Consider the following 16,884-nt stretch of genomic DNA (forward strand, 5'->3'; position numbering starts at 1 on the left):
AACAGCGAATACGTTTTGACAACAAAATGATAAAACATTTATATTATGACACCGGTGTCAGCCGTTTATCAATAAAAATATACGTTAATTCACAAAAAGCTTGAAATTATTCATTAATAACCGAAAATGGCACAATTATTTATCAAATTAATTAAGTTGTAACAATGAAAGGTAAAGCCACCTCATTTGATATTGCCCACTATGCAGGGGTATCTCAATCAACTGTATCTCGCGCTTTACGTAACAGCCATCTTGTTAATGAAGAAACACGTAAACGTGTTTTCGATATAGCTAAAAAGCTTAATTATAAAGTTGATAAAAATGCCAGCAACTTGCGTACACAACAAAGCAGCACACTTGCATTACTTCTTTTCGAAGACCCTACTTCTGATGAGTCACAAATTAATCCTTTCTTTTTAGCCATGCTTGGCAGCATTACCCGTGCTTGCGCTAAAGAAGGTTACGATTTATTAGTATCATTTCAATCGGCCAGTGCTGATTGGCAAGCAGACTATGAAGATAGCCACAGAGCCGATGGTATTATTTTACTCGGTTATGGCGATTACATTGATTACCAACCAAAATTTAATACCTTACTTGAACAAAACACTAAGTTTGTTTGTTGGGGTGCAACGGTCGATAATCGCCCAGATTTAACTGTTTGTTGTGATAACTACGGTGGCGGTAAGCTTGCCGCTGAGCACTTTATTGCTCACAGCAGAACTGACTGCGCTTTTATTGGTGATGCATCTGATCATAGCCCTGAATTCTTTAGTCGTTTTCAGGGCTTTAAAGATGAGCTACTGGCTAACAACGTAAAAATAAACGAACGTAAAATGGCTAATGCTATATCTACTGAAGAATCTGGATATCACGCCACTCGTTCGCTTATCGCTAATAATATTAAATTTAACGCCTTATTTGCTGCAAGTGACTTAATTGCTATTGGGGCTATACGTGCACTTAAAGAAGCAAATATTAACGTGCCAAAAGATGTTGCGGTAGTCGGCTTTGATAACATAGCCATTGCTAGTTATGTAAACCCACCGCTGACGACGATAGAGCAAAACACCACTGTTGCTGGGCAAATGCTCGTAGAGAACTTATTAAAACTGATACGTGGTGAAGAAGTGCAAAGTACCCTATTAGCTCCTATTCTAATTCCTAGAAGGTCAAGCTGAGCCTGCCTGATAAAATAAATCAGAATTAACAAACGGTTTTAATTGGCAGTTACAACTACTTAAATTTTATTCAGTATATTTTTATCTATTCATTTCACTTTTCTTTCTGATGTATTCATATCTCACAAAAATTCAAAATTTAGATATAAAAAAAGCCTCTAACGAGGCTTTTTTATTAAACAACTTTTAACTCATACTAGCAAGTTATTAGAAATCGTAAGACGCTGATAATTGAATTCTACGAGGAGACTGGTAAGACTGAGCTAAACCAAATGTAGCATTTCCATCGCCAGCAGCTATTTCTGCAGCTTCGTCGTAACGAGTTTCAGTAGAAGCATCAAATACGTTAAATACATCCATAGCTAAACGAACTTTCTGATCATTAAAGCGAAGGTTATAAGTAAAGTTAAGATCTAAACGTGCTGTCCATGGTGTAGTACCCATGCTGCCACGAGGGAAACGTTTGTCACCTACATAGTAAGTATCACCGTATACGTATTGATCAGGGTCTGGAGTATAACCTTGACCTAAAGCAGTCCAAGGACGTCCAGATGCGATATTAACATTAGCACCAATTAAGAAGTCTTCTGTAACAGCAAATGCACCATAAATTTTAATGTTATGACGACGATCTGCAGGTAGATTACCATTAGCACCATCCATTAAATAAGGGTAATCCCAATCTTGCGTAAGACCAGCATCATCTTGACCATTATCAGATTTAACAAAACCTTCTGTATTACCATAGTTGTGAGACCATGTGTATAGCGCTTTTAAAGACCAAACCTGATCCCATGTTTTTTCTAATGTTAAATCAACTGATGCGTATTTACGCTTAGCTTCCGGGTAACCTAACTCTTGTGCAGTAAAGCTATATTCTTCAGTGGTGCCGTCACCATCAAGATCGAAATTGAAAGTAGCGCCATTGCCAGGATTAAATAAGAACCAGTTCTCACCTAAATATTCACCATTTTCATCATTAAAGATATAAGAACCATCATCAATTTGATTACCTAAAACACGGTAAGTTGCCTTGATACCCCATGACCAATCATCATTAATTGCTGCTTGATAACCAATCATATACTCATCGTTATACATTGGTTCAAGATCTTTATCAGATAAGGTATTTGATGGTTTTGCAGTACCGTCACCACCATTAGAAATAGCAGGATCACCTAGCTGAGTACCTAAACCAACAGGAGTACCGTCTGCGTTTAAGCCTTCATATGCATACCATGTTTGAATATAAGTCTCTGCACCCGCTAAACGAATATTTGTATTAGCTGCAACTGGTAGGTAATAACGACCAGCAGTGAAGAACAACTTACTATCGCCATCTCCATTAATATCCCAAGAACCACCTATACGAGGGGCAATTTGGTTATCAATAGAAACAAACTCTTCGCCATCTGCATTGTAGTTAGTAAAACTATCATTACGAAGGCCTAATGTTAATGTTAAATCTTCAGTAACTGACCATTGATCTTCAATATAAATAGCCCAGTTTTCTACTTCAAACGAACCGCCATTTTTATAATCGCGTACACGTGTTGTCTTCATTTCTTCAGGTAAGACATAACCATTAGCCAGTCTAGCGCCTTCTTCGTATGTACGATAATAGTAGTAAACGCCACCAGAGTTTTGTGTTGTTGAATCAGCTGTATTAGTTTCAGAATCATAACCAAATTTTAACGTATGCTCATCGTTTAGGTAATAATCAAAGTCAACGCGCAATTGCTCACGTTTATCTTCATTTTCACCAACGGTAAAGTTTACATAACACGTAGTATCCTCACCTAAATCGGCATCATAACCTGTAGGACAATCATCAAAGTCTGAGTAATCAGTTTCTGAAAACTTAACCTGACCAAACATTGCTGACATACTTAGATCATCTGTAAGGTTACCAGTATAACGCAATGCAAAACTTTCTCCGCCTCGCTTATGGTAAGCTGTACCACCATCTTCAGTGTAATTACCATTTCCTTGAGGGTCTGAAATTGTTTTTTCAGAATAAGTTCGTTTATCACTAAAGCCCCAAAGCATTAGTTGATGATCTTCGTTAATATTCCAGTCAAAACGAGCTAGGTAATATGGGTCATCATCTTTTTCAACTGTTAAATCTGTTTGAGATGCATTACCGTATTCGTAGTCATTATCTCTTGCAGTGTAAATACCATAGAAGAATAATGTGTCTTCAACTATTGCACCTGAAGCATAAATACTTGTTTCAAATGAATTGTCGTAGTCGTCTTGGTTATTAACATATAAATCGCCAATACAATGGCCATCCGCGTCTTCACAGCGATCATTTTGCTTGTAAAGTGAATCAGGAGCTTGCTCACTTAACGAGTCAGATGAATAAATCGTTTCAACACCAAAGTGAAAATCATTAGAACCAGATTTAGTAACTGATGAGATTAATCCACCGGTAGTACGCCCGAACTCTGCAGAATAACCACCCGTTTTAACTTGGAAGCTATCGTACGCGGTAAATGGGATTGTTGCACCGCCAAGACCATTTCGGAAATTAGTCATATTTAGACCATTCACGTAATAAGCATTTTCAGCTACAGAAGCACCACCAAATGAAGCTTGGTCGCCAAAACGACTATCCCCTTCAGTTGCGCCAGGCGCAAGCAATGCTACTGAAGTTACTGAGCGAGATATTGGTAGTAGCGCTAGTTCTTCAGAGCTAATATTTAATGAAGACTCTGATGCAGAAACATCTATTGCACGAATAGAGCCACCTACAACAGCAATTCTTTCGATATTACCTGTAGTTAGTGGAATTTGAATGAGAGCTGTTTTACCTACCCCTATAACAACATCTTTAACTTGAGCTTGGTCAAAACCAGATTGGGATACTGTAATATCATACTTACCTACTGGCACTTGCTTAAGATCAAACTCACCATTTGCATCAGCAGTTAGTGTTTTAGAATAACCTTTGCTTTTATCTGTTATTGTTATTGATGCACCCGCTAATGAAACACCTGACTGAGCCGTTAAGCTACCTTTGATAGCGCCATTAACGTTATCTGCCATTGCTGGCATTGCCGCACTTAACGTCATTGCAACTGCTGCAGCAGTGAATGAGCGTTTAAATGTCTTAGAAAAATTATGGTTCATTTTTGATTTATCCCTAGATAATTAGATTATTATTTTTTATGTCTTACGTTAAATACTTTATATAACGCCTACTAATTTAAAGTATTTAACCCCCTTAACGTGTAAGGAGAAACAAATTAATAACACAATAAAAACAAACTTGCCAACAAAATGCGACAGCAATTAACAGTAAAATTACCATAAAAAACAATAAATTAACAAAAAACCAAGGATAAAACCAAAAAACAAAATAAAAACAAAAAAACAAACATATAATTTACATTGTTAGTTGTTTGCAAAACCAACAAAATGAATAAAAAGCAGGCTCCATTATTTATAAAAACAGCGCCATAAACACCATTAAAGAACAACTCTTATACAATTGACTTAAAACCCCTATCAAAATACTATCCCACTTAATTAGCATAAATATTCACACTACACTTCACAAACCCTATACCGTTGCAAAAAACGGAATTTAATTTAGAAAAAAAAACGCCTAATTAAAATCTTTTTTTATGTCATATAATTTCTAAATCATTACTTAAATGACTCGAAAACCACCAAATAATGATCCCAAACTCGTTTACCACGGAGTAAACGTACCTGCTTAATATATTTTGCATGTATCCAAACTTTAGGTGTAGCTGAGTTTGTGTCCTCACCCAACTTATAACCTGCTTTATTTACACCTATACATCCCACGCTTATTTTGGTAAAAAAATGCCGCTATTAGCAAATTACCCTAACTCTTTTACATAACTATTTTTAATATCAGCTTGTTTTACATCATTTAGCGCATTACTTGCTAATAACGTTAAAATAAGAGAGCGAAAAATGGCTAATACTATACCCACTGAATAATTGAAGTATCACGCCGTTCACTTATCGCTAATAATATTAAATTTAACGCCTTATTTGCTGCAAGCGACTTAATTGCTATTGGCGCTATACGTGCACTTAAAGAAGCTAATATTAACGTACCAAAATTTGTTGCATCGGCTTTGTTATTACAGTCATTGCAAATTACGTAAACTCACAACTAACTACAATAGATCGAAACACCACTGTTGCTGGGCAAATGTAGTAGAGAACTTATTAAAATTGATATGTGGTGAATAAGTACAAAGTGCCCTAGTAAATCCTATTCTCACTTCTAGAAGGTCAAGCTGAGCCTTCTTAATTAAGCAAATACTGATTACATCTGTTCACATTCATTTACAAACAATAAAATCATATAATAAACAATAAATTAAAAAAAACACCACCCAAAAAACTATACTTTTTCATCAAAAAAACATCAATTACACATTCCTTAGCAACAGTAAATTGTTAACTGTATTTACTATTTTGTTTCTATAATGTAAATTTATTGTACCGCTATGATCTTGATCTGTAACTTTATAGCCTAAATAACAACAATATCTCAGGGATTTACATATGTTTAAAACTAAAGCTCTATCAAATGCAATAAGGTACTCTTTATTGCTAGGCTCTGTAGCCTTAGCGCCTAACGCGCTAGCTCAAGAAAATGACTTGAATTCAGACGTAGAATTAGAAGAAGAAGCACCTGAACGAATAGTTGTAACAGGCTCACGTATAAGAAAAGCTGAATTTTCAAATGCATCACCAATTCAAATTATCAATGGCGACTTATCTCGTGAAATGGGTTTATTTGATGCAGGCTCAATGCTTCAATCGACCAGCCAAGCGGCTGGTGCTCAAATAGATAATACATTTGGTGGTTTTGTACTAGATAACGGTCCGGGCGCTGCAACAATCGGATTTCGTGGTTTAGGTGCTGAACGAACTCTTGTGCTTATTAATGGCCGAAGAATGGCTCCTGCTGGCGTTGGTGGTGCACCAACATCCCCTGATTTGAATTTAATACCTGGCGTAATGATTGAGCGTGTAGAGAATTTATTTGATGGCGCATCAACCGTTTATGGTTCTGATGCGGTAGCGGGTGTAGCTAACGTAATATTGAAAAAAGATGTTGAAGGTTTTATTTTTGATGCATCTTATCGTCAACCTAAAGGTGAAGGCGGTGAAGAAACTGTACTTTCGGGTATGTGGGGCAAAACCATGGATAATGGTTTTATCACTGTAGGCGTTGAATATTCAGAACAAAAATCTCAATCTTTATCTGGTAACCCTTTTGTTAAAGGGTGTGAAGAGCGTATTTGGGAAGCTGAAGATGGCAGTATCGTAACGAGAAACAGTGGCTATGGTCCTGTGGCGAGTGGTGAAGATTCATGTGATATTTTCCCTCTAACAAATCGTATTAGCGTACCTTCTTTCTTTGGTAGTGTTTATTACACTCCTAACTTTACAAACACTGGTATTCCAAACTTCAGCGAATCAACTGTACCATCAAGTCTTGAAGGATTTTTACCTTCATGGGTAGCTGGCGATTTCGATGGCGATGGTATTAATGATGGTGTCTTTGTTGATGGTAACGGAGATGGTTTTCGTGACGTTGATTTCCAAGACCCTCTATACGCTTTCCAACAATCTGATTACTACAAAAGTGGTGATTACAGAAGTAAAAATGAACGTATTTCACTAATGCTTAATGGTGAATATAACTTCCAAGATGATAACGATACAACTTTCTACTACGAAGGTTTATATGCGAGTCGTAAATCACCAATTTTTAGCCCAGGTGCACAAATATTTCAACAAGTAGCGGCATCAAACCCATATAACCCTTGTGGAACAAACGGTATTGACTGTTTTGGCGTGTTAGGTGTGGGCCCTGGTGGACCAGAAGCCGTTCAGCCAATCATCAACATTCGTGGTGACCGTGATCAAACTGAGGTTGAAGTATCACAATATCGTTTAGTTACCGGTGTTACTGGTAATCTTGGTATGTTCGAAAACATTGGTTTAGACAATTGGTACTACGACGCGTCTGTATCGTACAGCGCATCTAAAGGTACTGACCACCGTGTTGGCATTGATGAAGAGCGCTTAATTAACTCATTAGAAACCGCTGTTCTTAATGATGATGGTACTGTTACCTGTGGTACCGGTTCTGATGGATGTGTTCCTGTTAATTTATTTGCAGACAGTATTTACCAAGAAGGTGGCGGTACGCTTTCACCTGAAGAAGCGGCCTATTTATTTATTGATCGCGACATCGAAACTAAAGTAAACCAGTTTGTTTTTAATGCATTCATGGGTGGTGACTTCTTTGCACTACCATGGAATAACGAAACTGTTGCAGGTATCGTTGGTATTGAATATCGTCGTGATGAGATTGAATCAAATCCTAATGCAGCAGCATCACAAGGTTTACTATGGGGCTACTTTGCTGACCAAGGCGCTGATGGTTCTCGTAATCTAAAAGAAATATTCACAGAAGTTGACTTCCCTTTACTTAAAGGAGTTAAAGGTGCTGAAGAACTTACATTTACAGCTTCTGGCCGTGTTTCTGAAGAATCTTTCTACGATGCTGAATCAACTTATAGTCTTAAAACTATCTACCGTCCTGTTGATTGGTTTACTCTTCGTGCTACAAAAGGTACTTCTTATAGAGCGCCAAACTTACGTGAACGTTTCTTAAACGGTACGTCTGGTTTTAATACAGTTGCCGATCCATGTGTTGTTCCGGAAGATGCTCGTGATATTGACCCATTGAACCCAGGTTCAGCAGCTACATATAATGCAGCTGAAGAAACACGTGACACAGCGGTACTAAACGCTTGTCAAGCATCAGGTATTGATCCAACCACTCTTGGTTTAGGTCAAGGTGGGACTGATTCATATACTGGAACTTATAGCGCTGAGATTGAAACTGGCGGTACAACTGAGCTTAGTGCTGAAACATCAGTGGCTAAAACATACGGTTTTATCTTTGAACAACCGTTCACTGATGCATTTGATTTAACAATGTCATTAACTCGTTTTGATATTGAAGTAACAAATAGTATTGCAGAGCCAAGCGCTGGTTACAGTATTGGTCAGTGTTATTCTGCTGATGGTAATGATGCTTTTTGTAGCCGTATAGGGCGTGACGAAAATGGTCAAATTGATTTAGTTGATGCTAGCTTTATCAATATTGGTTTAATCTCTTCTAAAGGTTTTGATTACAATATCTACTTTGAAACAGATACGGTAATTGCAGAAGAAAACTTAGGTATTACACTAGACCTTCAAGCTACGCGTATGACAGAGCAAGTTTTTGATGTACTTGGTACTATTGATGACAATATGGGTGAGCCAGATTCACCAGAATGGCGCGGTACAGCACGCTTACAACTTAAATATTCTGATTTTAGGTTTAACTGGGAAACACGTTTCATCGGTAAAGGTCGTGAAGATGAAGATGATTTAGGTGAATTCGAAGAAGGTACTGCAGGTTGTCGTGGTTTAACTGACGCAAATGGTGCTCCACTTAAATGTCGCCCTGTTGGTTTCACTGATGACTACTTTGTACATAACATCGGTATGACTTGGTCTAACGATGCGTATAAAGTGAACTTTGGTGTACGTAACGTATTTAATGAAGCTCCACCAAAAGTAGATCCAAATGGTTCTTTCTCAAATACTAACATCCCTCTAGGTGTTGGTTATGATACTTCAGGACGTAGCCCATACATCAGTTTTACAGCTTCTTTTTAATTAGAATTGGCTGAGTATATATTCAATCCAGATGGCCTAAAATTTTAGGCCATTTTTTTGAGGGAATAAAAAATGAAACTTAAAAAAAGAATGTTAGTAGGATTTACCTTACTAAGCCTATCTTCTTTCGCTAATAGCGAAACTGAAGATGCGACACAAGTGAGCAGTATCGATGCTTTCTCAATGTCATCGGCTATCCGTAGTGTTGTAGCATCACCTGATGGTAAGAAGCTTGCTATTTTAAGAGCGACTACCAAAAATGGTGACTATATAATTGAGATAAGAGATCCAAATAACCTAGAAGCAGACCCCGTAAGGTTGGGCGCTGATAAAATGCTGATATCTTCCATCGTATGGTTAAACGATGAAAAAATTGGCGTTATGTTTAGACAAATACTAGAAGATGGAAGTCGCAAATACTGGGTTAATAAGTTTGCAATAACTGATGCTGATGGTAAAGGCGACTGGTTATTACCATTTAAGAAAAAGCGAAATGTTCAATTTAATATAATAAATATACTTCCAGACAAAAAAGATGAAGTACTTGTAGAAGTTGATATTAATAATAACTACATTCCAGATGTAGTGAGATTTAATATTAACACTGGACGAAGCGTTACTGTAATGCGCGGAAATGAAAAAGTATCAGGCTCGTTTGTTTCTGACTACGATGGTGAAATAAGAATAGCCCAAGGTTGGAATAAATCTGATAACGCAATCGATTATTATGCCCGAGATAAAGGCAATGATGATTGGAAAGTAATTAAGCAAGTTAGTCCTAAAAAGCGTGAAAACTTTGAGATATTAGGATTTGCAAAAGGTAATCCTAACGAAGTTTATGTTAACGCCAACTTAGGCGAAAATACGACTGGCATTTATATTTACAATATTAAAACAGGTCAGTATTCTGAACGTCAATTTGGTCTTAAATCTGTAGATACAGACGGTGTTATACTTGATACCGACGGTACTTTACAAGGCTTTCGCTATACAACCAAGCAGCCTAAGTTTTATTTCACAGACCCAAACCTTCAAGCACTTAACGAATCTGTTGCTTCTTTATTTAAAGATAAATTTGTACAAATCATTAGTAGCTCTGATAGCGATAACGTATTAGTGGTGAGAGTATCTGCTGACGATAACCCAGGCAGCTATTACATTGTTACTAATAAGCAGAAGCTGACTAAAATTGGTGATCGACTTCCGTTTATTGATAAAAGTAAATTAGGATCCGTTAAATATATCTCTTATAAAGCAAGAGATGGACGCAAAATAAAAGCGTATGTAACCATCCCTGCGACTAAAGGTCCTTACCCTGCGATAGTACTTCCTCACGGTGGTCCTTGGGTGCGTGACTCTGTTGTATTTGATGACTGGGCGCAGTTACTCGCCTATCATGGTTACGTAGTTATTCAACCAAACTATCGTGGATCTACGGGGTACGGTCTGGAGCATTGGATAGCCGGTGATAATAACTGGGGTTTGAAAAAACAAGATGATTTAGACGACGCGGCACAATATTTAATAGATAAAGGTTTAGCAACAAAAGATAAGCTTGCTTTATTTGGTTGGAGTTATGGCGGTTATGCTGCATTTGCTGCATCTATGCGTGAAAACAACATATATAAATGTGTTGTTGCCGGTGCGGGTGTAAGTGATTTAAGCCGTATTAATGCAACTCTTAACGAAAATCGCTTTTTAAGTATTTTACAACGCCCTACGATTACAGGTGTATCCCCTGTAGAGCAAGTAAATAAAGTAAATATTCCTATACTGGTTGTGCATGGTGATATCGACAGTCGTGTTCCAGTAAAACACAGTAGAGACTTCGTATCTGAGCTTGAAAAGTACAAAAAAGACTTTAAATATATTGAGCTTGAAGATGCCGATCACTTTTCTGATACGCTTTTCTACGATCATAAAAAAGAATTTTATACCGAGTTGTTATCATGGTTTGATAATAAGTGTGGCCTCAAATAATGTAACTAAAAAGTGACACTCATTTTATTTGAAGAGCATTCTTTTCTTTTAATATTAAGTGAGTACATAACAAAAAGGCTTCTAAATTTATTTAGAAGCCTTTTTTAATAACTACAGCATGCTTTATATTAGTCTTTAAGCGATTCGGCAACCACCGGATAATAGTCCCAAACTTGTTTATCACTGAGTGAGCGTACAAGCTTGATGTATTCTGCGTGTGTCCAAGCCAGAGGTGTTGCTGAGTTTGTGCCCTCACCTAACGCATAACCTGCTTTATTTACGCCAACGCCATCCCATACTTGCTCAGGTAGCATCATGCCGCTATTGGCAAACTGCTCTAAACCTTTTACGTAACTATTTTTAATGTCCGCTTGTTTTGCATCATCTAGCGTATTATTTGCGTTTGCGGCCGCTATTTCATAGTGTCCGCGTTCGCCTGTAAAAAATGGCCATACACGACCACGTTGGCCTGGCGTGTTGCTCCCGCTTTCGGCGTAATTAGTACCTGTGGTTTCATCTTCGCCGTAACCGTCGTTGCCATAACGGCGATAGCCTGCAAATGTGCCGCTACCATCGGTAAAGTTAAAGCTGTATTTAACTTGTAAGTTATCTTCAAGCGTTTCGTCGTCATACTCAGGCAGGGTTTTAACTATACTTGAATCGTTGGCACTTCTTACTCCATAGCGGACTAATTCTAAAAAACCACCGTCTAAAATCTGCTTTTTGTTAAAACCTTCACGGCCATTGTTGGCGTTAATTTTAGTATTAGAGTTAGCGTCGGTGTCTTGACCTATACGAATAAAATACTCGCCATCGGTGCTATCACCTTTTAAATTACCTTCGGTGGTAAACATTTGCGATTCTATATCACTGTTGTACTTTTTAGCCGTTGCTAAATAACGTTCTGCATTTTGAGTATCACCACTGAGTGTTGCTATGTCACTGGCTGTTATAAGGCCAGCAACAACGGCAGCCGTTGTAGAGGGAGAATAACCACTTTGCTCTTCCCAGCGCTCTTGCTGTGTTGCGGGTGGAGTGATTTGCATGTCGTTCCATAAAATTTTAGCTCTTCCGCCATCAACTAAAAAGTCAGCTGCCGGTTTTAGCATGCGTGCGTACCAATCTTTAAGTTCGTTATCACTTAGTACGTTTGCTTGATGTAACTTCCACGCGAGCATAATTGGCATCGCCGTTTGATCTAGCTGTACCCCTACCCATTCAAGTTCACCATCAACATGTGTTTTTTGTAAAAACCATCCTGTATCACCATTGTTACCGGGGGTTTTGCTAGTAACTTGTACTTTTTCAAGGTATTCGAAGGCCGTTTTTGCAGTCGCTGTATCGCCTAAGGCCATAAATGCCATAGCTACTTGATAAAAATCACGAACCCATACCGCTTTGTAACCAGTCGAACCCTCTTTGGCTGAAACAGTTTCACCCCAAGGATTAGAAAGTGAGGCAATGAGCGCACCCGCATTAGTTTTGTCTTCTTGCGCTTTTAGTACCATTGCACTGGTATAAAGTAGCTTACCGTCATCGGCTGTTTGCTTAACCATTGTATTTAATGGCTCAAGGCTTTGTAAATAATCTTCCCAGCCTAGCGCTTCACCTTTACCGTTGTAGGCATCAAGCACATTTTGATAACCTTTAGATAAGCTCTGTGCACCTTGTTGCTGGCTTTGCTGCTGCGTTTTACCAAAGCTTAGTGCTAAATCAAATGTGGTATTACTATCGATATTACCAAGCTCTGCCAGCAGAGTGACGTTACCGGCCTTATCGCCAGTGTTTGAATATTGTTTGCTTAGTGTGTTTTGTTTTTTAAGTGAGGTGATGCCATCGCTCACACCTGTAAAGCCTACACTTTGCATTTTGAATGGCGTAGATGATTGCAACGTTAAAAAATTATCATCTTCCCATGCTACTAAGCCTTGCTCAGTGGTTTTTGCAAAATCACCTAAGCCGTTGTTGTTTATATAAGGGTTAACAGCAACATACGCTTTCACGCCTTTAAGTGATGTATTAAAAATACTGCGTACAAACAATGTTTGTCCGTCAGGGTCGGTGAATATGTGTTTTTCGAGGGTAAAACGCCCTTTCTTATCTGTACTTGTTACTTTGTAAGCAAGCGATAGTGGTCTGCCTTTATCGTCTTTATGTAAGTAATCAATTGTAACGTCTAAGTCGTCAGCTTCAGTGACTGTAAAATCTTTACCGGTTACTACAAACTGCATATCTTTAATTTGAGCTTGGTGAATGAGTCCAAACATAGTTTCGGTGATCATACCTTTGGCAATTGAAAACCATACTTTTGATACTTCACCTGTCGCAGCATTGTTATTATATTGGCCGTTTTGGTATTGCTCAAAAGAAGTACCAATTCCGGTTTTACCCGCGTAAGCCCAATATGGTTCAGCACCTGGTGCACCTGGTGCGCCAGGAGCTGCTGAAACTGTAGCGTCAATATTTTCGTTATTCGTATTTTGTGCACCACAGGCTGTTAAGCCCAAAGTTAAAAGAGCGGTAGTAATAAGGTTATATTTTTTCATTGTGTGACCCTTAGTTTGAATTTTTAACGCGCATTACAGCAATCGCAGCAACAACGAATGATGCAGCACCAATTAATAATGCGTAAATAGGCTGGTTAGAAAATACGTGGCGTAAAATAAGCCCTAAAATACTAGCGGCAAGCAATTGCGGTATAACAATAAAGAAGTTAAAAATCCCCATATACACGCCCATTTTATTACTCGGTAGTGCATTACTTAACATTGCATAAGGAAGTGATAAAATAGAAGCCCATGCAAAACCAACGCCTATCATTGGAATAAGAAGCATTTTTGGGTCTGTTATAAACATAAAGCTCGCAAGGCCCAATGCACCTAGTAGTAAGTTAAAGCAATGTGCGCCTTTTAAGCCCATCTTTTTAACTAAGAATGGAATACACATAGCGGCAATAGCCGCAAAGCCATTGTAAGCTGCAAATAAAATGCCGACCCAATCAGCCCCATCGTTAAAGGCTTTACTTGTTGCATCACTGCTGCCGTAATGAAAGCTTGTTACTGCGGCTGTGGTGTATATCCACATAGCAAATAACGTAAACCAGCTAAAAAACTGCACCCAAGCAAGCTGCTTCATTGCCTCTGGCATGGTAAATACATCTTGTACTACTTGGTAAAAACCGCCTTGTATTTTGTTAGCAGCCTTTAATGCGCTTGCTATCCACTGCACAATACCAAACGCTAGTAAGCCACCAGCAAGTAGGTATAACTCTTTTTCAAGCGATAAACCCATTACTAATGCAAGGGTTGCTAAACCTAGCACCACAAAAATAATGGCACCTTTATTAAAGTTGATATCTACTAATGCGGTGTTAGTCGGTTTGGCAGTGTGGTTTTCAAAAGCAGCTAATTGCTCAGGACTATATTCTTTGGTTCGCATAACTGTCCAAAGAACTGCGACTAGCAATACGACCCCACCCCAATAAAATGAATATTTAACAGATTCAGGGATTTGCCCTGGCGCAGCGGTATTACTTACGTCAAACCAATTGGTCATCATCCATGGTAGCGCTGAGGCTAATACCGCACCAATACCAATAAAAAAGCTTTGCAAGCCATAGCCCGTAGCACGTTGTTTTTCTGGCAGGTTATCGCCTACAAGTGCTCTAAAAGGTTCCATAGTGACATTGATTGAGGCATCCATAATCCATAACATACCTGCAGCAATCCAAAGGGTTGGTGAATGCGGCATGATAAAGAGTGAGATAGTAGTAAGTACCGCCCCTATGAAAAAGAATGGACGACGACGACCAAAACGCCCCCATGTTTTATCACTCCAATAACCAATTATTGGTTGCACTATTAAGCCCGTTAGCGGTGCTGCAACCCATAAAATAGGAATATCATCCACTTGTGCGCCTAGGGTTTGAAAAATACGGCTCACATTGCCGTTTTGTAGTGCAAAACCAAATTGAATACCCAAAAAGCCAAAGCACATATTCCATATTTGCCAAAAACTTAGATTTGGTTTGTTGCTGTCATAATTATTATTTTGATTATTCATGATTAGCCTTATTAGTTAAAACTGCGCTACTAAATGCATCTAGCGAAAGCATAAGCTTTGTAACTTCTTTGTCAGTGATGATCTTTACCGTGTTTTGTTCAAGTAAGTCGTGTAGCGGTTTATTTCGCTCAAAGGTATTAGCTTGCTCTGGTGTTAAATTAATTAATACCGTTTGTGGCTCCTCACTAAAATTACTAAAAACATAAACAGATTGCTGTCCCAGCGAGCGTACAAAACCAACAACGCGTTCGCTATTGCTAAGTAAAAGCTCTGATATGGTTCCACCTACAACAGCGGGCAAACTATTGAGAGCCATTATTGATTTATAATAATCACGAAGTGATGCTTGCTCGCTCGATAAGTTAGCGCCGTCGAATTTGCCGTTGTTCATCCATGCTTGATGCGCTGGTACACCAATGTAGTCAAAAATACTGGTGCGGGTAGATGTGCCAAAACCTGCGTTTTCAGATCCGTCCTCCCCCACATCTTGGGCAAAATATAATAAAGTAGGTGCGCGACTCATTAAGCTAGAAACGACCATTGCTGGTTTCCCCCAGCGTGCATCACCTGCAAAATCAGGGCTCGCAATGCGTTGTTCGTCGTGATTTTCTAAAAAGTGCAGCATGTGCGCTTCAATATCACCCACTTGGCTTTGGGCTGCAAAAATAGTATTAGCAGCTTGCTTACCCTGCATAATGGCTTTTAATGTGTCGTAAAAGCCGACTTTGTCATACAAGTAATCCATTTTTCCTTGCTGAATATACGCTCTGTACATTTGTGGGTTGTAAACTTCAGCCAATAAAAACGCATCGGGCTTTTGCATTTTTATTGATGAATTTAAAAAGCTCCAAAATTCAACCGGCACCATTTCGGCCATATCGTACCTAAAGCCATCTACGCCTTTATCAAGCCAGTACAAAGTGATGTCTCTAAATTTATACCAACTATTAGGAAGCTCTTTATTTTGCCAAAACGCATAATGAGCGCGATAATCTTGGTTTTCTAACTCTTTAGGTAATACAGGAAAGTCATAGCTGCCATCAGGCTTAACGCCATAATTCACTCTTACGGTTTCGTACCAATCGTTAATATCTGGCTTGGGTGCACGCGCACCATTACCCGTCCATTTTGCTGGCGTTTCATCAAAAAAAACGTCAGCTAAAGGGTGAGTATTACCCCCTAAAACTGTATAGCTTTGTGATGTTGGAACCTGAAAAGACTGGCCTGGTACATAATAAAAGTTATTATTTTTATCGTACTCTTTGCTGGTGTCGTCTTGTTCACCAAAGTCTTTTATTCCTTTGGGTTTTGCTACTGATTTATAATTACGAGCCACATGGTTAGGTACAATATCTATAACCACTTTCATGCCATGCTCATGAGTACGCTCAATCAGATCACTAAACTCACCCATTCTATTGGTCACATTTATGGCTAAATCTGGATTTACGTCGTAGTAATCTTTGATTGCATAAGGTGAACCTGCACGGCCTTTTACTACATCCGGATCGTCTTGGCTAATGCCGTACTGTGTATAGTCGCCCACTAACGCATGGTGCAAAACACCGGTATACCAAACATGGGTCGTCCCTAGCTCTTTAATGCCAGCTAATGCAGCATCGTTAAAGTCAGCAAATTTGCCTACACCATTTTGCTCTTTTGTACCCCAAGGTACATTTGCGGTTTGTGTGTTACCAAATAAACGTGTAAACACTTGGTATACAACAGGCTTTGTTAACTCATTTTGCGCCTGTTTAGGCATTTGCTGTTGTTCGATTTCATTATTGTCTGAGCACGCACTTGTTATAAGTGCGCTACACAGTAATGCGGGTACATAAACTGATTTTTTCATTGTGTGTCTTTTTGTCAGTAGTGTTATAGCTTTATACTAAAGATAACTGCAGCAAGCATACAGTTGCTG

7 protein-coding genes and 1 pseudogene are annotated in these 16,884 nt (G+C 38.7%); 4 read left to right on the forward strand and 4 right to left on the reverse strand.

Features of this window, described 5'->3' with window-relative positions; all coding sequences use genetic code 11:
* The first annotated feature begins 164 nt into the window (after positions 1-164).
* Entirely contained in the window at positions 165-1,181 is a 1,017-nt protein-coding gene (locus tag I6F50_RS02810; RefSeq protein WP_007582612.1) for a LacI family DNA-binding transcriptional regulator, read from the forward strand.
* 207 nt (positions 1,182-1,388) lie between these two features.
* Here the strand turns inward: I6F50_RS02810 and I6F50_RS02815 are convergent, their stop codons facing one another.
* Entirely contained in the window at positions 1,389-4,316 is a 2,928-nt protein-coding gene (locus I6F50_RS02815) for a TonB-dependent receptor (protein ID WP_197175259.1), read from the reverse strand.
* Between the two features lie 777 nt (positions 4,317-5,093).
* Here I6F50_RS02815 and I6F50_RS20480 point away from each other — a divergent pair.
* The 3 genes and pseudogenes from I6F50_RS20480 to I6F50_RS02825 form a co-directional block, all read left to right on the forward strand.
* Positions 5,094-5,417: pseudogene (locus I6F50_RS20480) on the forward strand (substrate-binding domain-containing protein); the annotation flags it as partial.
* A 318-nt stretch (positions 5,418-5,735) separates the two neighbouring features.
* Positions 5,736-8,921 (forward strand): TonB-dependent receptor, encoded by a 3,186-nt coding sequence (locus I6F50_RS02820; RefSeq protein ID WP_197175260.1) that lies wholly within the window; start codon positions 5,736-5,738, stop codon positions 8,919-8,921.
* A 72-nt stretch (positions 8,922-8,993) separates the two neighbouring features.
* Positions 8,994-10,901 carry a S9 family peptidase gene (locus I6F50_RS02825; RefSeq protein ID WP_197175261.1) on the forward strand — a complete coding sequence of 636 codons (1,908 nt, stop codon included), beginning with the start codon at positions 8,994-8,996 and terminating at the stop codon, positions 10,899-10,901.
* Positions 10,902-11,029: 128 nt separating this feature from the next.
* On the opposite strand, the gene I6F50_RS02830 is transcribed toward I6F50_RS02825, so the two are convergent.
* The 3 genes from I6F50_RS02830 to I6F50_RS02840 are packed head-to-tail and all read right to left on the reverse strand — an operon-like array spanning position 11,030 to position 16,815.
* Positions 11,030-13,447 (reverse strand): glucan 1,4-alpha-glucosidase, encoded by a 2,418-nt coding sequence (locus I6F50_RS02830; RefSeq protein ID WP_197175262.1) that lies wholly within the window; start codon positions 13,445-13,447, stop codon positions 11,030-11,032.
* A gap of 10 nt (positions 13,448-13,457) precedes the next feature.
* On the reverse strand, positions 13,458-14,963 hold the full coding sequence (locus I6F50_RS02835) for an MFS transporter (protein WP_010555040.1): 1,506 nt from the start codon (positions 14,961-14,963) through the stop codon (positions 13,458-13,460).
* Positions 14,956-16,815: an alpha-amylase family glycosyl hydrolase gene (locus I6F50_RS02840; RefSeq protein WP_197175264.1), complete on the reverse strand. Its 1,860-nt coding sequence runs from the start codon at positions 16,813-16,815 to the stop codon at positions 14,956-14,958. The genes I6F50_RS02835 and I6F50_RS02840 overlap by 8 nt, the downstream gene beginning before the upstream one ends.
* Positions 16,816-16,884: the final 69 nt, after the last annotated feature.

This window comes from Pseudoalteromonas sp. NZS127_1 (assembly GCF_015864295.1).
Classification (GTDB): Bacteria; Pseudomonadota; Gammaproteobacteria; order Enterobacterales; family Alteromonadaceae; genus Pseudoalteromonas; species Pseudoalteromonas arctica.